The organism is Kitasatospora sp. NPDC051984 (genome assembly GCF_044593455.1).
In the GTDB taxonomy this organism is placed as follows: Bacteria; Actinomycetota; Actinomycetes; order Streptomycetales; family Streptomycetaceae; genus Kitasatospora.
The window spans coordinates 194,883-215,559 of record NZ_JBIUCB010000002.1 but is presented as its reverse complement, the minus strand read 5'-3'; the positions used below and the strand labels follow the sequence as shown (position 1 = coordinate 215,559).

The window sequence follows — 20,677 nt, the reverse complement described above, 5'->3', positions numbered from 1 at the left end:
CCGGCTCCGGCGACGGTCGCCCCGGCGCCGTCGGGGGAGTTGGCATGTCAAGGCGTCAGGTACCCCTGGGAGAAGCCTGCGGCCACGGCGGAGGCGCGATCGGTGGCGTGGAGCTTGGCGTACAGGTGGAGCAGGTGCGTCTTGACGGTGGCCTCGCTGATGAAGAGCTGTCGGGCGGCCTCGCGGTTGGTGGTGCCCTTGGCGATCAGTCCGAGGATTTCCAGTTCGCGGGCGGAGAGCGCGGTGGGCGCGGGGCGGCGGACCTGGCCGATCAGGCGGGCGCCGAGTGCGGCGGGGTCGGCGAGAGTGCGCGCGGGTACGCGTCGCCGGTGGTGGTGTGCTTTTCGCGGGCCAGGTAGTGGCGGGCGAACTCGTGCCACAGCTCGTCAGGAAATGCCGGACGCCCGCCCGGCACTGCTCGGCCGGCTCCTGAACGCGGCGGGAGGTCAGGACTCGGTCGGTTCCTGGACGAAGGGGAGACAGAGGTCCGCGGTGGCCTCCGCGTGGATGGTGAACTGTTTGCGGGCGCGGGACGGGTCGCGGGCCTCGATGGCGGCGGCGAGGGCGCGGTGGCGTTGGGAGGGGGTGCTGCGGGACTCGGTGCCGCCGGGGTGGCCGGCGAGGAGGCGGGTCAGTTCGTGTTGGATGCCCTGTTCGGCTTCCAGCAGGCGCCTGGAGCCGGAGAGTTCGGCGATGTACAGGTGCAGGCCGGCGTCGGCGGTGCGGTAGGCCTCGGAGTCGGCGACGACGGCGTCGGCGGCGTCCTCGAGTTCGCGCATCCGGGCCAGGCCGGCGTCGGAGGCGCGTAGTGCGGCGCGGGCGGAGGCTTCGCCGGAGATGGCGATCCGCCAGGCCGTCAGTTCTTCGATGTCGGCGCGGGTGTAGGGGTGGAGGGCGGTCAGTTCGCCGATCCGGGTGAGGATGTCGGGGACGACGAAGGTGCCGGCGCCGCGGCCGCGGCGGGTTTCGATCAGGCCGTCCTCGCGGAGGACCGCCATCGAGTGCCGGACGGTCATCACGGCGACGCCGAACAGTTCGGCCAGGGTCTTCTCGGGTGGTAGGCGGTCACCGCCGACCAGGATGCGTGCGCCGATCAGCTCGCCGAGCCGTCGCGCGATGGCCTCGGCCGCCCCTGCGGCACGCACCGGCTCGATGTGTTGGGTCCACCCCTTGCCATCCATGAAATCTATCTTCTAGATTTCGGATCTCATCCGCAAGCTGCTGTTCATGGAGAGCTTATGAGCGTCACCGATCACCCGGAACCCCTCATCGGGATACCCGTCCGTCTCAGCGACGGCGACGCTCCTGGCGCCGACGTGCGCATCGGCGAGGCCAACGCGATCTTCGAGCAGGTCGTGGACCTGATCCGGGCCGCCGGCGCGCGCCCGGTCCTGCTCCAGCCGGACGCCGAGGGCAACCCGTCGGGCGCCGAACTGGCCGAGTGCGCCGGCTTCGTGGTGCCCGGCGGCGGGGACGTCGACCCGGCGCTGTACGGCGAGGACGCGAACCACCCGGCGCTGTACGACGTCAACCCCGTGCAGGACCGGCTGGACGAGGCCGTGCTGCGGTACGCGCTCGACAACGGCCGCCCGATGCTCGGCATCTGCCGCGGCATGCAGCTGCTCAACATCGTCCGCGGCGGCACCCTGCACGTGGACATGGCGCCGACCGACGTCACGCACAACCCGCAGGCCGGGGTCGAGTGGGCCACCCACGAGGTCTCGCTGGAGGCGGGCAGCGCGGTCGCCGAGGCGTTCGGCCGCGACCGGATCGACATCGCGTCCGGGCACCACCAGGCGGTGGACCGGGTCGGCGAGGGCCTGACGGTCTCGGCCCGGGCCGACGACGGCTGCGTGGAGGCCGTCGAGCTGACCGGCGACGCGGACGCGGCCTGGACGGTCGGCGTCCAGTGGCACCCGGAGGCGCTGGAGCCCGTGGAGGAGCTGCGGCTGCCGCTGTTCCGCGCGCTGCTGAACCAGGTGGAGGCCCGGCACGGAGTGGAGCTGCGGTCGTGAGCGAGGTAAGAGAGAACACCGAGGCGCAGCTCCTCGAGGACGCCCACGACACGGCCGTCGCGGCCGGCGGGGCGCAGCTGTCGCGGAGCCTGCTCAGCCGCCACATGACCATGATCAGCATCGGCGGCGCGGTCGGCGCCGGGCTGTTCGTCGGCTCCGGCGTGAGCATCCAGCAGGCCGGCCCGGGCGTGCTGATCTCCTACGCGCTGACCGCCGGCATCGTCATCGTGGTGATGCGGATGCTCGCCGAGATGTCGGTGACCCGCCCCGACACCGGCGCCTTCGCGGTGTACGGCCGCCTGGCGTTCGGCCGCTGGGCCGGCTTCGCCAGCGGCTGGATCTACTGGGTCGGCTGGCCGCTCGGCATGTGCATCGAGTCGATCGCCGCCGGGAAGATCGTGCACGGCTGGATCCCCGCCATGCCGGTCTGGCTGATCGCCGTGCTGATGCTGGTCGTGGTGACCGCCGTCAACCTCGGCTCCGTCCGCGCCTACGGCGAGATGGAGTTCTGGGTGGTCTGGGTGAAGGTCGCCGTGATCGCCCTGTTCATCGGCGTCGGCCTGGTCGCCGTGTCCGGCCTGCTGCCCGGCACGCCCGCCCCCGGCACCGACAACCTGCTCGGCCAGGGCGGGTTCCTGCCGATGGGCTTCAGCGGGATCGTCATCGCCACCTCCGGCGCGATGTTCTCCTTCTCCGGCACCGAGATCGTCACGATCGCCGCCGGTGAGGCCGAGGACGCCGCCGCCGCGATCCGCAAGAGCACCCGCACCATCATGTGGCGGGTCACCGTGTTCTACCTCGGCTCGCTGTCCGTCGTGGTGCTGCTGCTCCCGTGGAACAGCGCCGCCGTCGGCGACAGCCCGTTCGCCGCCACCCTGGACCACCTCGGCATGCCGGGCGCGTCCACCGTGCTGAACGTGGTGCTGTTCGCGGCGATGCTCTCCACCATGAACTCGCAGGTCTACGCGAGCTCCCGGATGCTGTTCGCGCTGGCCCGCGACAAGGACGCGCCGTCGCTGTTCGCCCGGATCTCCCGCCGCGGCGCCCCGCACACCGCGATCCTGTTCACCTCCGCGCTCGCGGCGGCCTGCCTGGTGCTCGAGGTGGTCCACCCCACGGACGCCTTCAGTCGACTCGTCGACATCACCGGCGACACCGTCTACGTCACCTGGATCGGCATCGCCGCCGCCCACCTGGTGCTCGGCCGCCACGACCGCGCCGACGGCCGCCGCCCCGCCGAGGGCACCGCCGTCTGGCTGTTCCCCGGCCTCACCTGGGCCGTCCTGCTCGCCCTGCTCGGCCTGTACGCGGTGATGATCGTCCTCGCCGAGTCCCGGGTGGACGCCCTGCTGGCCCTGGCCCTCACCGTGGTCGTGTCGCTCGCGGGCTACTGGCTCCAGCGCAAGCAGGAACCCTCCCTGAAGTAAGGGCCTGACCGGCGGCCGGTGGGGGGCCGGCCGGCGGTGCGGATGCGAACCGGCCGGGCCGGTGGCAGCGTGTTCCGAAGACGCGGCGACGTCCGGGCACGGGAGGGTGCGAGCAGGGCAGGACGGGGCGCCGCGCGGTATCGCGCACCGAAGGGGTCCCGATGTTCGACACCAGTTTTGCGTTCCCCCGCGCCCTGCTGACACCGACCGCCGGACCCGGCGGCCGAGTGGTCGTGATCGGCGCCGGCATCGCCGGCCTGGTGTGCGCGTACGAGCTCCAGCGGCGCGGATTCGACGTGACGGTGTACGAACGCGGCAACCGGCCCGGCGGGCGGATCCGCACCCACCGGTTCTGGGACGGCACGCACGCCGACCTCGGCGCGATGCGGATCCCCGCCAACCACCACTGCGTCCTGCACTACGTGGAACGGTTCCGGCTGGCCACCCGGCCCTTCGTCAACACCAACCCGCAGGCCTACTACCACCTGCGCGGCAGCCGGGTCCGGGTCCGCGAAGTCGCCTCGCTGTTCCCCGCCTTCGCTCTCCGCCCCGAGGAACGCCACGCCCCGTCCGCCCTGCTGGAACGCGTCCTCGCCCCCGTCTGGCGGGCCCTCACCGTCGAACAGCAGCGCCGCGCACTGGACGGCCGCTGGGACGACCCGGCCCTGGAGCGAGCCGCCTCGCTCTCGCTGTGGCAGTTCGTCCACCAGCACCTCTCGCAGGACGCCTGGGACCTGTTCGGCCACGCCAGCGGCCTCGCCCACTACGAGCAGTCCTCGCTGCTGGAAGTCCTCGTCGACTACTTCGGCCTGTTCCACCGCGGCCAGGTCGAACTCATCGACGGCATGGACTCCCTGGCGCACGCCTTCGTCCGCTCGCTGCGTCCCGGCACCCTGCGGCTGTCCACCCGGATCGACGAACTCACGCTGCGCGCCGACGGCGTACAGGTGCGCGGGCGGCGGATCGGCAGCCGGATCGACGACCGCGCCGACTTCGTGGTCTGCTGCATCCCCGCCCCCGCGCTCGACCAGATCACCGTCACCCCCGGCCTGCCGCACGCCCAGCGCCACGCGGTGCGCGGCATCAGCTACGCGTCCAGCGCCAAGACCGTGCTGCACGTGACCCGCCGCCGCTGGGAGATCGAGGACGGCATCCACGGCGGCGGCAGCTTCACCGACCTGCCCATCCAGCAGTGCTGGTACCCGTCCGACAACGCGGTGCGCACCGACGGCGGCGTCAACGGCTCCGGCACCCCCCGCTGGGGCGCCCTCGACCGGCTGCGCTCCGCCGAACCCGCCGCGCTGCTCGGCGCCTACCTGTGGGGGGCCAACGCGCGCCGGTTCGCCGCGCTCGAACAGGCCGACCGGGAGGCGCTGGTGCTGGAGTGCCTGGAGAAACTGCACCCCGGCATCACGCACGACGTCGACGACATCGTGCACTGCAACTGGGACGTCCAGACCGGCATGGGCGGCGGCGCGTTCGCCCACCTCACCCCCGGCGAACACACCCGCTACCTGTCGGTGCTCGGCGCGCCGCACCCCGCGAACCGGCCGCGGATCTTCTTCGCCGGCGAGCACCTGTCCGGCGCGCACGCCTGGTGCCAGGGCGCCGCACAGTCCGCGCTCGGCGCCGTCGTCGCCCTGCTCGACCACGCCCGGGAGGCCCGCACGCCGGCCCCGGTGAGCGCCCCGTGATGGACCGGGCGCAGCTGCTCGCCCCGCTGACGCCGCCCGCCGGCGCCACCGAGCAGGTCGGCGTCGAGGTCGAGTGCGGCCTGCTCGACCCCGCCACCGGCATCGGCGCCCGCTACTCCGGCCCGCGCGGAGTGCGGACTCTGCTGGAGGCGGTGCTCCAGCACTGGGGCGGCGAACCGGAGTTGGACGGCGACTGCCTGACGGGCGTCCGGCTGCCCGACGGCAGCACCGTCACGCTCGAACACGGCGGGCAGATCGAGTACTCCTCCACCCCAGGCCCCGGCGTCGGCAAGACCATGGACGAAGTCCGCGCCGCGCTGGCCCGGCTCGCCGACCTCGCCGCCGGCTTCGGCCTGGCCCTCGTCCCCGGCGGCAACCTGCCCTTCGGCCGGCTCGCCGACGTCGAATGGGTACCGATGTCCCGCGGCGCCCTGATGCGCCAGTACTTCGCCGACCTCGGCCCCGGCGGGGCCCGCGCCCCGTACGTGATGGGACTGTCGCTCTCCACCCAGGCCACCCTCGACTTCCTCGGCCCCGACGACTTCACCCGGAAACTGCGGATGCAGACCGCCGTCGCCCCCGTGATCTCCGCCCTGCTCGTCAACTCGCCACTCCACGAAGGCCGTCCGTGCGGACTGCTGTCCCACCGCTCCTGGGCCTGGCTGCGAATGGACCCGCGCCGGGCCGGCCTGCTGCCACCCGCGCTGCGGCCCGACGTTGCCGCCGACGACATCGTCGACTGGGCGCTCGGCATCCCGCTGATCCACTACCGCACCCGCGACGGCCACTACCACCGCGCCCCCGACGGCACCTTCGCCGACCTGCTCCGCCACGGCCTCGACGACGCCCCCCGGCGCTGGGCCGCCCACCTCGACCAGCTCTGGACAGACACCCGCGTCCGCCACACCCTCGAACTGCGCGGCGCCGACGGCCCGCCCCACCCCCACCTCGCCGCCCTGCCCGCGCTCTGGACCGGCCTCACCTACCACCGCCAATCCTGCGACGCCGCCTGGGAGTTGACCGGCCACCACAGCGCCGCCGAACACCGCGCCGCCCGCAACCGACTCCCCGTCCACGGCCTCGACACCCGCCTCGGCGACACGCCCGTCCGCCCCCTCGCCGCCGAACTGCTCCGCCTCGCCCGGGCCGGCCTCGACGCCCGGGTCGCCGCCGGACTCGAACCTCCGCACGTGCCCGGCTACCTCGACCCGCTGGACGAGATCGTCGCCACCGGCCGGACCTTCGCCGCACAGACCCTGGCGCGCTGGGACGGCGACCCGGCGCGGTATGTCGCCACCTACCGAATCTGACGCTACGTCAACCTCTCCGCGCAGGCGGCGATCAGGGCTTCGGTCACCTGGGTGACCCGCGCGCCCCAGCGGACGTTGGCGTTCACCTCGCACACGGTGAAGGTGCCGTCCTCCTCGAAGAGCAGATCGACGCCGGCCAGCACCAGACCGACCTCCTCGGCGGCCCGCACCGCGAGTTGCTCCGCCACCGGGTAGCGGCCCGGGCACGGCTCGACGGTGCCGCCGAGCGAAACGTTCGACTGCATCAGGCCGTTGGAGGCGGTTCGCAACCCGACGGCCACCGGCCGGCCGTCCACCACGATCACCCGCAGGTCGCGGCCGTGCGAGTGCTCGACGTAGCGCTGGAACAGGAACGGCACGTCCGGGCGCAGACAGCCCTGGACGTCCGCCACCATCGCGGCGTCCCGCGCCAGGAACACCTGGTGGCCGCCACTGCCGCGCACCGCCTTCACCACGCACGGCTCCGGGATCCCGACCAGCGCCCGGTCCGGCCGGGTGTCGGTGTAGGTACGGGTGTCCGGTACGGGCAGGCCGGCCTCGGCGAGCCGCTGGAGCTGCCAGAACTTGTTGACGCAGGTCAGGACGGCGTCGGGTGGGTTGATCAACTCGGTCCCCATCGCCTGGAGTTGACGCAGCAGGGTGATCTCCCGGTCACTGCTCAGCGAGGTCATCGCCAGCCGCACCACAGCCACCCGGGGCGGAGTCACCGGACGCCCCGTCAAGTCGTACAGGCTCAGCTTCCCACCCGTCACGCCCAGCAGCAGGCTGTCGGTCGACACGACCGCGAACCGCGAACCGAACGCCTCGGCGAAATCCCGGCCCAGCCGCTTCGCCACCGGGGAGTCCTGGACGGCGCGGCCGAGCAGCAGCCACAACTCGGCCTCGGGAAAGGGCTCTTGGGCCACGGGGCGGTCTCCTCGGATCAGCGGTTGAACGGGCGCCCCCATCATCCGTGCAGAACCTGTCCCGGCGGGGGGCGAAACGCAGGCGGGAGCGAGAAACCGGGGCGCGGGGGACGGCGTCGCCGACCGCTGGTGGGAGATTTTGAGCAGACACGGTCACGATTTGGGACAGACATTACGGACACTTCATGACCGGTCCGTACTGGACGGTCGCACGAGGTCTATTCGCGTAGACGCCTGATACCCCACCATGGTGCCGCTCCAGGAACCATCACGTCGGACCGACCCGGGTTCGGCGTCCATGGCTTGCCCGGGATCCCGGGCGGTCACCACAGGTGGAGGCTCCCCCATGTTCTCCCTGCACTCTGCACGGCGGTTCCGTGCGGTGTTGACCGGTCTGACGTTGACCGGTCTCGCCGTCACTGCAGCTCCGGGCCTGGCGTCCGCGGCCCCCGCCCCCCAGCGGCATGCGACGCGTGTTTCGGCCGTGGACGGCATCGAGGACGGTGCGGCGCGGTCGCTCGCGCTGTCGCTCGGTGACAAGGCCTGGCAGCGCCAGGTCTCCGGTGCGCTCGCCCAGGGCAAGGCGGTGGGCCTGCGCGGGCTGACGGCCGGGTCGGCGACGGCCGGTGCGAACGGGTTCGGTGCGCACATCGCGAAGGCGGACCGGCAGGTCGCGGACGCGAAGGGTCTCGGCGCGGAGGTCGGCCCGCTGCTCCAGGCGCGGCTGGTCGGTGCGGCCGTCGACGGGATGGAGCCGCTGGTGGCTTCCTCGCCGTCGGACGACAACGCCACCGTGGTGGTCGCGTACGACAGCGCCGGCAAGACGTACAACCTGGCGGCGGACCACGCCCCGGACCGTCCGGTGATCCTGGTGGACGTGGACACCGACAAGGCCACCGAGGCCGGGATGAAGGTGCTGCAGCAGGAGCTGGCCGCGGCCGGTCTGCAGGCGCCGGTGAGTGCGCCGGCCGCCGCAGCTGCCACCGGTTTCTGGACCACCCGGGTCACCGCCGTCACCGTCAAGGACGTGAAGGAGCCCTGGTTCAAGGGCGCCGCGGAGATCTTCGACCTGGTGACGGGCTTCGGCCTGGACGGCAAGGTGCGGGTCGACACCGTGACCATGCCGTACCTGGACGACGCGAACAAGACGTACTACCCGAACCAGATCCTGGTGAACTGGTCGCTGTACAAGTACAACCTGGCCGACGTCGTGATGATGGAGGACGACGGCAACACCAACTACTCCTCGCTGGCCAAGGCGCTGGCGGCGGTGCTGCTGACGATCACCGACCAGGGCGCGTACATCCCGCTGGTCAACGCTCTCATCGACGCGATGCCGTCGTCCTGGTGGACCGACGACCCGGACTACGTCGAGTCCTGGTACACCCTGGCCACCACCACGACCGGTACCCGCACCGGTGCCTCGGGCAACGGGACGATGACCTTCGACCGGTACTGGGTGTCCGCACTCTGACCGGCCGACGGGTGTGAGCCGGGCGCCGGCGGGAGGCACTGCTTCCGTCGGCGCTCCGGCGTTGAAGGACCCCGAATTGGGATGGAGTGTCTGGAGATGGTGTGATTTCGGGGCCGGTTCCCGACGGGCCGGCGTCGAACGAGAGGAAGTTCCCGTGTCCGCCGAGCTCCCCACCGGGCCGCTGTCCGCCGCCGAGCACGCGGAGATGTGGCGCGCGGCGGTGGCCACCGCGTACGTGCCGATGGCCGTGGAGTTCCTGGAGGACGAGCCGGCGCCGGGGACGATCTCCAGTCACCGGCTCGGCCCGATGCGGATCCTCCAGGTGCGGGCCGCGCCGCAGGCGGCGACCCGCACCCGGCGGATGATCGAGCGGGACGAGTCCGCCGCACTGATCCTGACCCTCCAGCAGAGCGGCACCGCGCTCAAGGAGCAGGACGGGCGGGAGACGCTGATCCGGCCCGGGTCGTTCTCGATCACCGACGCGTCCCGCACCTTCCGCAAGCGGGTGGCCGAGGACTTCGTGTTCACGTCCTTCCACTTCCCGCGCGCCGCGCTCGACGTCGAGGAGCGGCATCTGCGCGCGCTGACCGCGACCGCGTTCGCCCCCGAGGGCAGCGCGGCCCTGGTGGCGACCTATCTGGCGGGGATGGCCCGCGAGGCGCCGGCACTGGACGAGGCGGTCGGGCGGCGGGCCGCGGCGACCGCGCTCGACCTGCTGTCGCTGGTGGTCGAGGACCGGTGCGGGCGCGAGCGGCCCCCGCAGGCGCATGCCGCCGCCTCGCTGGCGCGGATCAAGGACCACATCCTGCGCAACCTCGGGGACCCGGACCTGTCGCCGTCCGGCATCGCGGAGGCCAACCACGTGTCGGTGCGGTTCCTGCACAAGCTGTTCCAGCAGGAGGGGGCGACCGTCGGGGCGTGGATCCGGGCGCAGCGCCTGGAGCGGTGCGGCCGGGACCTGCGCCGGCCGATGGCCGAGCAGGCAGGTGTGGCGGGGATCGCCCGGCGCTGGGGGTTCGTCAACTCCAGTCATTTCAGCCGGGCGTTCCGGGCGTTCTACGGGATGGCGCCGCGCGAGTGGCAGCTGCTCGGCCGGTCGGAGGGCTGACGGCCCCGGGCGATGGGGGCCGCGCGGTGCGGCCCGGGCATCGGGTTTGGGGGCTCAGCCGGTCAGGGTGTGCAGTTCGGTGTCCCAGTCGATCCGGGTGCCCTCGGTGCCGGGCGGGACGAGGGAGAAGGTGTCGCGGCGCAGCCAGCGGCGGATCTGGCGGGCCGGCAGGTCGAGCAGCACGCTGCCGTCGTCGCCCTGGAGCATGATCCGCAGCTCGGTGCGGCCGTGGCACGGGCAGGGCGGCCAGATGCGGACGTCGCCGAGGCCGGTGGGCTTCTGCAGGCCTTCCCAGAGCAGGTCGCGGGAGAACTGCCAGACGCCCGCCTCGGAGGCCTGGCCGAGGAACTCCAGGGCGACGGCGTACGGGTCGTCGGCGCAGTAGCCGAGGCGGACGGGTACGGCGATGGACTGGTGCTCGCCGAGGACGATCTGGGCGTCGAGCGCGAGGTCGGTGCTGATGGCCTCCGGCTGCGGGTCGGACAGCGGGTGGGGGGCGGACATGAAGTTCTCCTGAATCCGGTGGGGACGGGCGGGGCCGTCCGGTGTGCGCGCGGTGAAGGTGCGGCCGGTCGGTGGCGTGGCGGCCGACGGCGGTGCGGTGCTCTCGCCCCGGTCCTGGGAGCTGCCGGCGGCCAGGGGGGGGAGGTGGAGCCTCCCGGCAGGTTACGTGGGCGCCGATCGGGCGGATGTTCCGGCGATGCACGGCGACGTGACGATCCGTGCACCGTTCGCCCGCCGCCGGGGCGGGGGCCGTCCGGTGCGGCGGGGTCGGGCGCTGGTGGGGGCCTTGGCCAACTTGTCTGATGTGCGGGGGAGTTCGGGTGATTGAGGCGGGTTTCGGGAGGGCGTCGCGGACCCGTCGGCGGGGCCGTTTTCGCGCTTTGTTGAACGTTTGGCTATCACGTTTCGCTTCTTGTATGAATGCGGCGGGAGGCTTGATCATGACGATGTTGATCCAGCGCGCTCGTCCTGGCGGCGAGGCGCTCCAGGCCCTGGTCGACGGGCTGGCCGAAGAACTCGGCCGTTCCGTCGTCCTGGACGACCCGCTGGTGCGGATGATCTGCACCAGCCGGCACTTCGGCGACGAGGACGGTGTGCGGGTGCGCACCCTGCTTCAGGGCATCGCGGACGACGAGGCCATCCGCTATGTGCTGTCGCAGGGCGTCGTCCAGTGGACCCGGCCGGGCGTGCTGCCCGCCCGGGACGACCTGGGGCTGCGGCCGCGCTACTGCGTACCGATCCGCGAACGCGGTTACCTGCTGGGCATCCTGATGGTGGTGATCACGGACGCCGCGCTGACCGGCGAACAGATCGCCGCCATCGACCGGACCGCCCGCGCGCTGGCCGCCGAGATGTACGCCCAGCGCCTGGCCTCGGACCTCGACGAGGAGGAGAGCCGCCAGCTGGTGTCCCGGCTGGTCGGCCACGACTCCGAGCAGCGCTGCGCGGCCCACCGGCGGCTGGTCGAGGACGGCCTGCTCCCGGAGGGACCGCACACGGTGGTGACCACCGTGGCCGTCTCCCGGCAGCGCGACGCCCCCGGCCGGGTCGAGGTGGCGCTGTGCGCCGCCCTCGACCCGTTCCGCCGGACCAGGGCGGCGCTCGGGCTGCTCGCCGTCGAAGGCGACCGGGCGGTGCTGGTGCAGGTCTTCGAGCGCGAGCCGACCGAGGACGACCTGGATTTCCAATGCCGCACCGTGGCACGCTCGTTGAAGACCTTCCTGGACCCGGGCACGGCCGTCGTGATCGGCGTCGGCGGCCGCCGCGGCGCGCTCGCCGAGGCGTGGATCTCCCACGACCAGGCCCGGGTGGCGCTCCGCGCGGCCCGCCGGCTGCCCCGGCTGGAAGGCATCGCCGACTGGGAACGGCTCGGCGAGTACACCGTGCTGCTCCAGCTGCCCGAGGACGCGCTGAACAGTTCGCTGCTGCCGAAACCGCTGCGGAAACTCCTGGACGGCGGCGCCAACGCCAAGTTGGAGGAGACGCTGCGCTGCTTCCTGGAGAACGCCGGCTCGGTGCCCCGGACCGCGGAGACCCTGGAGGTCCACCGCACCTCGCTGTACTACCGCCTGCGGCAGATCCAGGAGATCACCGGCCTGGACCTGGACAACGGTGCGCACCGCCTGGTGCTGCACACGGGTCTGCGGCTGCTGGAACTGATCGGCAGCCGGACCGACCCGGCCGTTGCTACAGACCGATGAGCCGCCGGTCCTACAGAGGGAGAAAGGTTCGGCAGGCAATCCCTACGTCGGTCGGTGGTCAGCGCCCTGCCACCCCGACCAGAATCGACATCACGAGCTGCCACCGGGCCCACTCCTTCGGACCTGGACGTTTCCCGCATCCACAGCCGACCCGAACGGACCGGACACCGACACCATGAACGAAATGATCACCAAGGACGGAGTGCGCCTGAGCTACCGCGACAGCGGCGGCGACGGCGTCCCGCTGGTCATGCTCCATGGCTGGGGGCAGACCCAGGAGATGTTCCGTCACCAGCTCGCCGGACTGGCCCCGGGCCGGCGGGTGGTGACGGTGGACCTCCGCGGTCACGGCCGCTCGGAGAAGCCCCACCACGGCTACCGGATCGCCCGGCTGGCAAACGACGTCCGCGAACTGGCCGACCACCTCGGCCTGGACGCGTTCGACGCGCTGGGCTGGTCGATGGGCGCCTCGGTGTGGTGGAGCTTCGCCGACCAGTACGGCACCGGGCGGATCCGCCGCCTGGTGCTGGTCGACCAGCCCGCCGCCGTCGCCGCCGTGCCCTGGACGACGCCCGCCGAACAGCGCGAGTCCGGCGCCGTCTTCGACGTGGCCGGGCTGCTGGAACTGTGCGCCGCGCTGGCCGGGCCGGACGGCGCGCAGGTCCGCGAGGGCTTCGTCCGGTCGATGTTCAGCGGCGACACCGACCCCGGTGTGCTGGCCTTCGTCCTGGACGAGATCCGTGCCACCCCCGCGTACGCGGGCGTCCCGCTGCTGTTCGACAACTGCGCCCAGGACTGGCGCGACGTGCTCGGCCGGATCGACGTACCGGCACTGGTGCTCGGCTGCGAGGGCAGCCACGTCGACCCCGCCTCGCAGCGCTACATCGCCGAACGGATCCCCGGAGCGCGGCTGCACGTGTTCCCGAAGTCCGTGGCGAGCTCGCACTTCCCGTTCCTGGAGAACCCCGACGCGTTCAACGCCGTCGTGGAGAAGTTCCTCTCCTAGATCTGGCTCCTGTCCCAAGTAATTCGCACCACCGCCCACAACCGGTCGGAGACTCCCGTGATCCCCTCGGGTTCCTCACCCATGCCCGAAAACGACTGCTCGCTGCTCGACCAGGCGCTCTACGCCGGCGTCATCGACGTCCTCTCGCCGCCGCCCGGCGCCGATCCCCTGGACTGCCTGTACGTCGCCCTGCACGTGCAGGGCGCGGCCTCGCTGCGGCAGGGCGAACACTGCACCGTGCTCGCCCCCGGCGACCTGCTGATCGGCGCCACCCCGCACCCGGTGGGCCTGCTGCGCGACGCCGAGTGCCGGATGCTGCGGTTCCGCGTGCCGTGCTTCTACCTGGGCGTCCGGCAGGCCGACGTGCGGCGCACCGGCGGACTGCTGGCGCGCGGCGACGCGGGCGTCGGCGCGCTCGCCTCGCAGTTCCTGCACACCCTGGCCGGCCAGTCCCAGGCCCACCGGGCCCGGCCCGGCAACCACCTGGCGCGCAGCGTGTCCGACATCGTCGCCATCCTGGTGACCGAGCTGCTGGAGCGCGAGAGCGCCGAACAGGCGTCCGGCGCGGGCGAGATGCTCGCGCGGCTGCGCGAGCACATCGAGGAGAACCTCGCCGACCCGGACCTGTCGCCCGAGTCGATCGCCCGCTCGCAGCACATATCGGTGCGCTACCTGCACAAGCTCTTCCAGCAGGACGGCACGACGGTCGGCCAGTGGGTGCGGCACCGTCGCTTGGACGCCTGCCGCCGCGAACTGGAGCGCCCCGCGCGCCGCCAGACCAGCGTCTCCGCCGTCGCGCACCGCTGGGGCTTCGTCAGCCACTCGCACTTCTCCCGCGCGTTCCGCGAGACCTACGGCGTCTCGCCCCGCCAGTGGCAGGCCTACGCCGCCGCCCGCGCCGACGGTGTCCACCCCGCCTGACCGATCCACCCCCCGCGCCCGCAGTCCCGCCCGGCTGCGGGCAGCCTCCCGAAAGGCCGCTATGTCCGCCACCCGGCCCACCGTCGTGCTCGTCCACGACGGCTGCTCCGACGCCGCCACCTGGGTCGGCGTCGTCGCCGAACTCCACCGCCGCGGCCTGACCGTGTTCGCCGTCGCCAACCCGCTGCGCGGACTCGCCCACGACGCCGCCTATTTGGGCTCGCTGCTCGCGGGCATCGACGGCCCCGTGGTGCTGGTCGGCCACGCCTACGGCGGGGCGGTGATCACCGAGGCCGGGGCGGCGCCCAATGTGGCCGCGCTGGTCTACATCGCCGCGTACCTGCCCGACGTGGGGGAGAGCTACGACGGCCTGGTGGCCCGCCACGCCCCCGGGCAGGGCGGGGCCCACCTGCTGCGCTCCGCCGTCCACACACTCGGCGCGGGGCAGGCGACCGAACTGACCGTGCCCCGGGAGTGCTACCGGTCGCTGGTCGCCGCCGACCTCGACCCGGAGCTGGCGCAGGCTCTCGCCGCGCTCCAACGCCCGGTCGCCGAGCGGGTGTTCAGCGACGCTCCGACCGTCACGGCGTGGCGCGAGCTGCCCTCGTGGGCGCTGGTGACGGGCGCCGACCAGGCGCTGCCGCCGGAGGTGCAGCGCTTCACCGCCGAACGCGCCGGCGCCCGGGTGACGGAACTGGCCGAGGCCTCGCACGCCGTGGCCGTCTCCAGGCCGAGCGCCGTCGCCGAGCTCATCCACGAAGCGGCGCGCGGCATTTGACGCCGCGCCGGGAATGGTTCGCGCCCGGCATCCGCGGAGAGCGGATGCCGGGCGCGAGGCTGTCACGTCCGGTGCGGACTTACTTGGCCAGGAAGGCCAGCAGCGCGGAGTTGACCTCCGCGGCGTGGGTCCAGAGCAGGCCGTGCGGCGCGCCCTCGATCTCCACGTAGTCGGCGGTGGGCACCGCGCGGTGGAACGGGCGGGCGGTGTTCTCGATCGGCAGGATGCGGTCGCCGGTGCCGTGCAGGATCAGCGTCGGGACGTCGATCTTCGGCAGGTCGGCGCGGAAGTCGGTGTACCAGGTGGCCGGCGCGGCCGAGGCCGCGAACGCGCCACCGGAGGCGGCGGCGTTCCAGCTGTTGCGGACGGCCTCCTCGCTGATCCGGGAGCCGAGGTTCTCGTCCAGGTTGTAGAAGTTCTCGAAGAAGTCGGTGTAGTAGGCGTAGCGGTCGGCCTTCACCGCGGCGATGATGCCGTCGAAGAACTCCTTCGGGGCCGCGCCCTCCGGGTTGTCCTCGGTCAGCAGCAGGCACGGCTCGAGCGAGGCCAGGAAGGCGACCTTGGCGATCCGCTCGGTGCCGTAGGTCGACACGTAGCGGGCGACCTCGCCGGTGCCCATCGAGAAGCCGACCAGGACGGCGTCGCGCACGTCCAGGGTCTCCAGGACGGTGTTCAGGTCGGCCGCGAAGGTGTCGTAGTCGAAGCCGGTGGTGGTCTGCGAGGACTGGCCGAAGCCGCGGCGGTCGTAGGTGATGACCCGGTAGCCGGCGTCGAGCAGCGCGGCCTCCTGGAGCTCCCAGGAGTGGCCGTTGAGCGGGAAGCCGTGGATCAGGACGACCGTCTGGCCGGTGCCGTGGTCCTCGTAGTAGACCTCGATCGGGGTGGTGTTCTCCTGGCCAACGGTGATGAACGGCATGGCACTTCACTTTCGTTACGGGGCGGTCGGCCCGGCTGGCGGGCTGTTGACGAGTCACACGGTAGGAGCGGTGGGAGGCGGTCGATCGTCTGGGAGAGCACACGCGGTCGTCCCAGAGCGCCTTCCTGCTGACCTGCCGTCAACTGGTACCGCCCGTGCGCTCACCGGCTGCGGATCGTGCGCGGTCAGGACAGGACGGGGGTCCGGCTGTTCCTACGCTGGTGCCGCCCGACCCCGAGATCACCAGGAGCACCATGTCCAGCCAGCCCCGCCTGCACCAGAGCGGCCCCGCCGTCCAGGAGTTCGGCACCGTCACGCAGCTGCCGATCGCGCTGTCGCACGACGCCCGCCTGTACTCGGCGCAGCGCCTCAACCGCATCCTCGCGGACAGCCAGTTCCTGTACGGGCTGTACAAGAAGTACCACTGGGGCATGCGCGGCCCGACGGCCTACCAGCTGCACCTGCTGTTCGACAAGCACGCCCAGGAGCAGCTGGAGCTGATCGACGCGCTCGCCGAGCGGGTGCAGACCCTCGGTGGCGTCGCGGTCGGCGACCTGCGGCACGCCGCCGAGTTCACCAGCGTGCCCCGCCCGCCGGACGGCCTCGAGGACGTCCGCTCGATGCTCTCGCGGCTGCTGGACGCCCACGAGCGCGTCATCACCGACGCCCGGGACGCCGCCAACCGCACCGCCGAGCTCGGCGACGACGGCACCCAGGACCTGCTGGTGTCGCAGATCATCCGCGGCGGCGAGACCCAGGTGTGGTTCCTCGCGGAGCACCTGGTCGCCACGCCGGAGCTGTAGGCCCGGAGCTGTAGGCCGGAGCTGTAGGCACACACCAAAAGGGGCCGTCCTCGGACGGCCCCCTTTTTTGTGGCCTGTGCGTTCGGTCAGCAAGAGGGGCCGTCCTCGGACGGCCCCTCTTTGTTGCCCGTGCGGTCGGTCAGAGCGTGCGGCGGATGCCGGCCTGGCGCTCCAAGCCGTGCAGCTGATCGGCGAGTTCGGCGGTCATGGCGTGCTTGACGGGGCCGCTGCGGCCGATCGGCAGGACGTCGCGGCCGCGCAGTTCCTCCACCATCAGGGCGTACGCGGCGTACGTCGCGACCAGCGCGAGCAGGACGCCGAGCACGCCGGCGATGTGGGTCAGCCACTCGAAGCCGGTGACGCCGCCCAGGCCGGCCACGAAGTAGCGCGGGGTGGCGACCAGCAGGACCGCCCACAGGGCCTTCTTCGGCCGGGCCACCGAGGCCATCAGGGCGGCGAACACGGTGAACGTCAGGTTCAGCACGCCCATCACGTGCCGGGCGCCGGGCGCGTCGAACGCGGTGACCAGGCCGAAGGACAGCCAGGCCCCGGCGAAGACGCCCATCAGGGTCGCCGCGATCACGTCCCGGGCGCCGAACGCCAGGATGGCGACCACCAGTTGGAGCAGGAAGGCGGAGAACACGGTGAGCGCCACGGCCTGCCGGTACGCGCCGTCGATCAGGCCGAGCTGCAGGCTGCTGGTGACCGCCGAGGCGATCGCCACGGCGAAGAATCCGAGCGGCATCGGCGAGGCGATCGGCCGCAGGTGGATCCGGGTCATGGTGTGCAGCTCCGGCCGGGGCGCTGTGTCCGCCTGCTGGTGCTCTTCCATCGTCGCTGCCGTCATCTGTTCTGTTCCTTGCCTTGGGGATGTGGGGAGTTGATGGTGTGCAGAAGGGCTCGGGCCCCTGGAGCGAGTGCGTCCAGGGGCCCGAGCCCTTCTGCGGTGCTGCCCTACTTGCGGTGCAGGACGAACCGGGTGACCAGACCGCCACCGACACCGGCGACCAGCGCCGGCGCGAGGCACCACAGGGGCCAGTCGGCCAGGCCGAGCGCGCCGTCCACCGACCACTGGCCGGGGCCGGTGGCGGTGAGTGCGGCGGCCGTGACGATCAGTACGAGCGGGAATTCGTACCCGTCGTGCTGGACCCACAGGCCGTGCGGCCACTTGACCGTCAGGGCGACGGTCATGACGCCCATGACGCCCGCGCCCGCGAGCGGGGTGAGAAGACCGACCGCGAGCATCAGCCCGGCGCCGATCTGGGTACCGCCGGCAGCCAGGGCGGTGAGCATCCCGCCCCGGAAGCCATCACCCCGGAATTCGGCGGTACCGCCCGCCAGTCCGCTGCCGCCCAGGTGGTAGCTGACCTTCTGGACGCCGTGCCCGGCGATCAGCAGGCCGACGACCAGGCGGAGCAGGAGGAGACCGGTGTTCATGACGGTCAGCCCGCGGCGTGCGGGTTGATCATCGACTGGGCGTAGAAGACGCCCATGCCGTAGGCGCCGCCGTGCTCCTTGACCAGGTCGGTGACGGCGACGTAGGTCTCCGAGCGGGCCCAGTCGCGCTGGAGCTCGAGCAGCACCTGCACCCAGGTGACGGGCACGGCGCCGGCGGCGGTCATCCGCTGCAGGGCGTGCTCGTGGGCCAGCGGGCTGACGCCACCGGAGGCGTCCGCCACGACGTAGACCTCGTAGCCCTGGCCCAGCGCGGAGAGCGCCGGCAGGACCAGGCAGACCTCGGTCCACAGACCCGACAGGATGATCTTCTTACGGCCGGTGGCCTTGACGGCCTCGACCAGGGCCTCGTCCTCCCACGCGTTCATCGTGGTGCGGTCGATGACTTCCTGGTCCGGGAAGACCGCCTTGAGCTGCGGCAGGATCGGGCCGGAGAAGGACTCGGCGGCGACGGTCGACAGGACCACCGGCACGTCGAAGATCTTCGCGGCCTTGGCCAGACCCACGGTCGAGTTGATGATCGAGGTGCGGTCGCCGGAACCGGTGCCGAAGAACATCTGCGGCTGGTGGTCGACGAACAGCATCATCGAGTTCTCGGGGGTGAGCAGGTCCGGGCTGGGGGCAGCCTTGACGTTGGCGAAGTCGACCATGATGGTTCCTTCTTCTTTGAAAATCGAGAGAATTGACGGAGCGTCAGACGCTCAGCCGGCACTCAACCGGTTTTGCCGGGGTGCCACGTCAACCAAGCTAATCCCCGTTCGGCGCCGGGTTCTGCCCGCTGCGCGCCCGGCGCTGTTCCGACAACGCACACCGTTCGTGGGCTGCAACTTCAGTGCACTTTGGGGCAATTGGTCATGCGCTGGAAAGGCGATCGGCCGCCCGTTCGGTGCCTACGGTCGAGGCGCGGCCCGATCCGGCCGTGCACAGCTTGTGAAAGGCGGTACCACCCCGTGCAGTTCGGGATATTCAGCGTCGGCGATGTGACGGTCGATCCGACCAACGGGCGGATGCCCACCGAAGGGGAGCGGATCAAGGCGATCCTGGCGATCGCGCTCAAGGCCGAAGAGGTCGGCCTCGACGTCTTCGCCACCGGCGAGCACCACAACCCGCCGTTCGTGCCGTCCTCGCCGACCACCATGCTCGGCTGGATCGCCGCGAAGACCGAGAAGCTGATCCTCTCCACCGCGACCACGCTGATCACCACCAACGACCCGGTGAAGATCGCCGAGGACTACGCGATGCTCCAGCACGTCGCGGACGGCCGCGTCGACCTGATGCTCGGTCGCGGCAACACCGGCCCGGTCTACCCGTGGTTCGGCCAGGACATCCGCCAGGGCATCGCGCTCGCCACCGAGAACTACGCGCTGCTGCGCCGCCTCTGGCGCGAGGACGTGGTCGACTGGGAGGGCCGCTTCCGCACCCCGCTGCAGGGCTTCACCGCCACCCCGCGCCCGCTCGACGGCACCGCGCCGTTCGTCTGGCACGGCTCGATCCGCAGCCCCGAGATCGCCGAGCAGGCCGCCTACTACGGCGACGGCTTCTTCCACAACAACATCTTCTGGCCGCAGGAACACACCCGCCGGATGATCCAGCTGTACCGCACCCGGTTCGCCCACCACGGCCACGGCACCCCCGAGCAGGCCATCGTCGGCCTCGGCGGCCAGGTCTTCATGCGCAAGAACTCGCAGGACGCGGTGCGCGAGTTCCGCCCCTACTTCGACAACGCCCCCGTCTACGGCCACGGCCCGTCGCTGGAGGAGTTCACCGAGGCCACCCCGCTGACCGTCGGCAGCCCGCAGCAGGTCATCGAGCGCACCCTCTCCTTCCGCGACGCGGTCGGCGACTACCAGCGCCAGCTGTTCCTGATGGACCACGCCGGCCTGCCGCTGAAGACCGTCCTCGAGCAGCTCGACATCCTCGGCGAAGAGGTCGTCCCCGTGCTGCGCAAGGAGTTCGCGAAGAACCGCCCCGCCGGCGTGCCGGACGCCCCCACCCACGCCTCGCTGGTCGCGGCCGGACAGCAGACCGAGGCCGCCAAGTGAGCACCGTGAACCTGGCCGTGGTCTCCGGCGGACTCAGCGTCCCCTCCTCCACCCGGCTGCTCGCCGACCGCCTCGCCGAGGCCACCACCGCCGCGCTCGCCGCGAGCGGACGCGAAGTCAACGTCCAGCTGCACGAGCTGCGACCGCTGGCCGGCCCGATCTCCAACCACCTGGTCACCGGCTGGCCGGCGCCCGCGCTCGGCACCGCGCTGGAAGAGGTGAGCGGCGCCGACGCGCTGATCGCCGTCTCGCCGGTCTTCTCGGCGTCCTTCAGCGGCCTGTTCAAGTCCTTCTTCGACCTGCTCGACCCCGGCGCGCTGGCCGGAAAGCCGGTCCTGGTCGGCGCGACCGGCGGCACCGCCCGGCACTCGCTGGCCCTCGACCACGCGCTGCGCCCGCTGTTCGCCTACCAGCGCGCCCTGGTCGCCCCGACCGCCGTCTTCGCGGCCTCCGAGGACTGGGGCGGCACCGGCGACTCGCACACCGACACCCTGCCCAGCCGGATCGAACGCGCCGGGCAGGAACTCGCCGCACTGGTGACTCTCGGCGGCATTCGCCCTGCCGACGGCTCGAGCCCGACCGCCCCCGTCCTCGGCTTCCACTGACCGTCACCCGCGCC

The 20,677-nt window shown here is 72.0% G+C and carries 21 protein-coding genes; 13 read left to right on the top strand and 8 right to left on the bottom strand.

Annotated elements, in window-relative coordinates:
• Positions 1 to 47: 47 nt before the first annotated feature.
• The gene (locus ACIHEI_RS04990; RefSeq protein ID WP_396605634.1) at positions 48 to 380 is read right to left on the bottom strand and encodes a response regulator transcription factor; all 333 of its coding nucleotides are present in this window, start codon (positions 378 to 380) and stop codon (positions 48 to 50) included.
• Between the two features lie 66 nt (positions 381 to 446).
• Positions 447 to 1,181 (bottom strand): FadR/GntR family transcriptional regulator, encoded by a 735-nt coding sequence (locus ACIHEI_RS04985; protein ID WP_387859079.1) that lies wholly within the window; start codon positions 1,179 to 1,181, stop codon positions 447 to 449.
• Between the two features lie 57 nt (positions 1,182 to 1,238).
• On the opposite strand from ACIHEI_RS04985, the gene ACIHEI_RS04980 reads away from it, so the two are divergent.
• From ACIHEI_RS04980 to ACIHEI_RS04965, 4 genes are all read left to right on the top strand, one after another.
• Positions 1,239 to 2,015 carry a gamma-glutamyl-gamma-aminobutyrate hydrolase family protein gene (locus ACIHEI_RS04980; RefSeq protein WP_396605633.1) on the top strand — a complete coding sequence of 259 codons (777 nt, stop codon included), beginning with the start codon at positions 1,239 to 1,241 and terminating at the stop codon, positions 2,013 to 2,015.
• Positions 2,012 to 3,442: an amino acid permease gene (locus ACIHEI_RS04975; protein WP_396605632.1), complete on the top strand. Its 1,431-nt coding sequence runs from the start codon at positions 2,012 to 2,014 to the stop codon at positions 3,440 to 3,442. Before ACIHEI_RS04980 ends, ACIHEI_RS04975 begins: the two co-directional genes overlap by 4 nt.
• Before the next feature lie 161 nt (positions 3,443 to 3,603).
• Positions 3,604 to 5,136, top strand: a complete 1,533-nt coding sequence (locus ACIHEI_RS04970; RefSeq protein WP_396605631.1) for a flavin monoamine oxidase family protein — start codon at positions 3,604 to 3,606, stop codon at positions 5,134 to 5,136.
• Entirely contained in the window at positions 5,136 to 6,446 is a 1,311-nt protein-coding gene (locus ACIHEI_RS04965; RefSeq protein WP_396605630.1) for a glutamate-cysteine ligase family protein, read from the top strand. The genes ACIHEI_RS04970 and ACIHEI_RS04965 overlap by 1 nt, the downstream gene beginning before the upstream one ends.
• 2 nt (positions 6,447 to 6,448) lie before the next feature.
• Here the strand turns inward: ACIHEI_RS04965 and ACIHEI_RS04960 are convergent, their stop codons facing one another.
• On the bottom strand, positions 6,449 to 7,351 hold the full coding sequence (locus tag ACIHEI_RS04960) for a RimK family alpha-L-glutamate ligase (protein WP_396605629.1): 903 nt from the start codon (positions 7,349 to 7,351) through the stop codon (positions 6,449 to 6,451).
• Between the two features lie 484 nt (positions 7,352 to 7,835).
• Between ACIHEI_RS04960 and ACIHEI_RS04955 the strand changes: the two genes are divergently transcribed.
• Both ACIHEI_RS04955 and ACIHEI_RS04950 read left to right on the top strand, forming a co-directional pair.
• The gene (locus tag ACIHEI_RS04955; RefSeq protein WP_396605628.1) at positions 7,836 to 8,825 is read left to right on the top strand and encodes a DUF3103 family protein; all 990 of its coding nucleotides are present in this window, start codon (positions 7,836 to 7,838) and stop codon (positions 8,823 to 8,825) included.
• Positions 8,826 to 8,979: 154 nt separating this feature from the next.
• The gene (locus ACIHEI_RS04950) at positions 8,980 to 9,933 is read left to right on the top strand and encodes a helix-turn-helix domain-containing protein (protein ID WP_396605627.1); all 954 of its coding nucleotides are present in this window, start codon (positions 8,980 to 8,982) and stop codon (positions 9,931 to 9,933) included.
• 54 nt (positions 9,934 to 9,987) lie between these two features.
• On the opposite strand, the gene ACIHEI_RS04945 is transcribed toward ACIHEI_RS04950, so the two are convergent.
• Complete coding sequence (locus ACIHEI_RS04945; protein ID WP_392945391.1) at positions 9,988 to 10,437, bottom strand: SsgA family sporulation/cell division regulator; 450 nt, start codon at positions 10,435 to 10,437, stop codon at positions 9,988 to 9,990.
• A gap of 440 nt (positions 10,438 to 10,877) precedes the next feature.
• Between ACIHEI_RS04945 and ACIHEI_RS04940 the strand changes: the two genes are divergently transcribed.
• From ACIHEI_RS04940 to ACIHEI_RS04925, 4 genes are all read left to right on the top strand, one after another.
• Entirely contained in the window at positions 10,878 to 12,137 is a 1,260-nt protein-coding gene (locus ACIHEI_RS04940; RefSeq protein WP_396605626.1) for a PucR family transcriptional regulator, read from the top strand.
• Between the two features lie 175 nt (positions 12,138 to 12,312).
• Positions 12,313 to 13,143, top strand: a complete 831-nt coding sequence (locus ACIHEI_RS04935; protein ID WP_392945387.1) for an alpha/beta fold hydrolase — start codon at positions 12,313 to 12,315, stop codon at positions 13,141 to 13,143.
• A gap of 81 nt (positions 13,144 to 13,224) precedes the next feature.
• Complete coding sequence (locus ACIHEI_RS04930; protein ID WP_392945384.1) at positions 13,225 to 14,064, top strand: helix-turn-helix domain-containing protein; 840 nt, start codon at positions 13,225 to 13,227, stop codon at positions 14,062 to 14,064.
• 61 nt (positions 14,065 to 14,125) lie between these two features.
• Positions 14,126 to 14,842, top strand: coding sequence for an alpha/beta fold hydrolase (locus ACIHEI_RS04925; protein ID WP_396605625.1), 717 nt, complete (start codon positions 14,126 to 14,128; stop codon positions 14,840 to 14,842).
• 79 nt (positions 14,843 to 14,921) lie between these two features.
• Here ACIHEI_RS04925 and ACIHEI_RS04920 read toward each other — a convergent pair whose 3' ends face one another.
• Positions 14,922 to 15,758 (bottom strand): alpha/beta fold hydrolase, encoded by an 837-nt coding sequence (locus ACIHEI_RS04920; RefSeq protein ID WP_387635963.1) that lies wholly within the window; start codon positions 15,756 to 15,758, stop codon positions 14,922 to 14,924.
• 254 nt (positions 15,759 to 16,012) lie between these two features.
• Between ACIHEI_RS04920 and ACIHEI_RS04915 the strand changes: the two genes are divergently transcribed.
• A complete protein-coding gene (locus ACIHEI_RS04915; protein ID WP_387635960.1) occupies positions 16,013 to 16,561 on the top strand; it encodes a Dps family protein in 549 nt (182 codons plus the stop codon).
• Between the two features lie 139 nt (positions 16,562 to 16,700).
• Here the strand turns inward: ACIHEI_RS04915 and ACIHEI_RS04910 are convergent, their stop codons facing one another.
• From ACIHEI_RS04910 to ACIHEI_RS04900, 3 genes are all read right to left on the bottom strand, one after another.
• Positions 16,701 to 17,408, bottom strand: coding sequence for an acetate uptake transporter family protein (locus tag ACIHEI_RS04910; RefSeq protein ID WP_396605624.1), 708 nt, complete (start codon positions 17,406 to 17,408; stop codon positions 16,701 to 16,703).
• Positions 17,409 to 17,515: 107 nt separating this feature from the next.
• Positions 17,516 to 17,998: a DoxX family protein gene (locus ACIHEI_RS04905; RefSeq protein WP_387859100.1), complete on the bottom strand. Its 483-nt coding sequence runs from the start codon at positions 17,996 to 17,998 to the stop codon at positions 17,516 to 17,518.
• A gap of 5 nt (positions 17,999 to 18,003) precedes the next feature.
• Entirely contained in the window at positions 18,004 to 18,666 is a 663-nt protein-coding gene (locus ACIHEI_RS04900; RefSeq protein WP_387859102.1) for a hydrolase, read from the bottom strand.
• Between the two features lie 300 nt (positions 18,667 to 18,966).
• Between ACIHEI_RS04900 and ACIHEI_RS04895 the strand changes: the two genes are divergently transcribed.
• Complete coding sequence (locus tag ACIHEI_RS04895; protein WP_387635950.1) at positions 18,967 to 20,058, top strand: LLM class flavin-dependent oxidoreductase; 1,092 nt, start codon at positions 18,967 to 18,969, stop codon at positions 20,056 to 20,058.
• A 5-nt stretch (positions 20,059 to 20,063) separates the two neighbouring features.
• Positions 20,064 to 20,663: an FMN reductase gene (locus ACIHEI_RS04890; RefSeq protein ID WP_396605866.1), complete on the top strand. Its 600-nt coding sequence runs from the start codon at positions 20,064 to 20,066 to the stop codon at positions 20,661 to 20,663.
• Positions 20,664 to 20,677: the final 14 nt, after the last annotated feature.

What these genes read in the sequence shown, in the direction of transcription:
- ACIHEI_RS04920 (WP_387635963.1), bottom strand. Translation starts at nt 15,758, where the DNA reads ATGCCGTTCATCACCGTTGGCCAGGAGAACACCACCCCGATCGAGGTC.
- ACIHEI_RS04945 (WP_392945391.1), bottom strand. Translation starts at nt 10,437, where the DNA reads ATGTCCGCCCCCCACCCGCTGTCCGACCCGCAGCCGGAGGCCATCAGC.
- ACIHEI_RS04940 (WP_396605626.1), top strand. Translation starts at nt 10,878, where the DNA reads ATGACGATGTTGATCCAGCGCGCTCGTCCTGGCGGCGAGGCGCTCCAG.
- ACIHEI_RS04925 (WP_396605625.1), top strand. Translation starts at nt 14,126, where the DNA reads ATGTCCGCCACCCGGCCCACCGTCGTGCTCGTCCACGACGGCTGCTCC.
- ACIHEI_RS04985 (WP_387859079.1), bottom strand. Translation starts at nt 1,181, where the DNA reads ATGGATGGCAAGGGGTGGACCCAACACATCGAGCCGGTGCGTGCCGCA.
- ACIHEI_RS04930 (WP_392945384.1), top strand. Translation starts at nt 13,225, where the DNA reads ATGCCCGAAAACGACTGCTCGCTGCTCGACCAGGCGCTCTACGCCGGC.
- ACIHEI_RS04965 (WP_396605630.1), top strand. Translation starts at nt 5,136, where the DNA reads ATGGACCGGGCGCAGCTGCTCGCCCCGCTGACGCCGCCCGCCGGCGCC.
- ACIHEI_RS04915 (WP_387635960.1), top strand. Translation starts at nt 16,013, where the DNA reads ATGTCCAGCCAGCCCCGCCTGCACCAGAGCGGCCCCGCCGTCCAGGAG.
- ACIHEI_RS04905 (WP_387859100.1), bottom strand. Translation starts at nt 17,998, where the DNA reads ATGAACACCGGTCTCCTCCTGCTCCGCCTGGTCGTCGGCCTGCTGATC.
- ACIHEI_RS04980 (WP_396605633.1), top strand. Translation starts at nt 1,239, where the DNA reads ATGAGCGTCACCGATCACCCGGAACCCCTCATCGGGATACCCGTCCGT.
- ACIHEI_RS04935 (WP_392945387.1), top strand. Translation starts at nt 12,313, where the DNA reads ATGAACGAAATGATCACCAAGGACGGAGTGCGCCTGAGCTACCGCGAC.
- ACIHEI_RS04900 (WP_387859102.1), bottom strand. Translation starts at nt 18,666, where the DNA reads ATGGTCGACTTCGCCAACGTCAAGGCTGCCCCCAGCCCGGACCTGCTC.
- ACIHEI_RS04910 (WP_396605624.1), bottom strand. Translation starts at nt 17,408, where the DNA reads ATGACGGCAGCGACGATGGAAGAGCACCAGCAGGCGGACACAGCGCCC.
- ACIHEI_RS04970 (WP_396605631.1), top strand. Translation starts at nt 3,604, where the DNA reads ATGTTCGACACCAGTTTTGCGTTCCCCCGCGCCCTGCTGACACCGACC.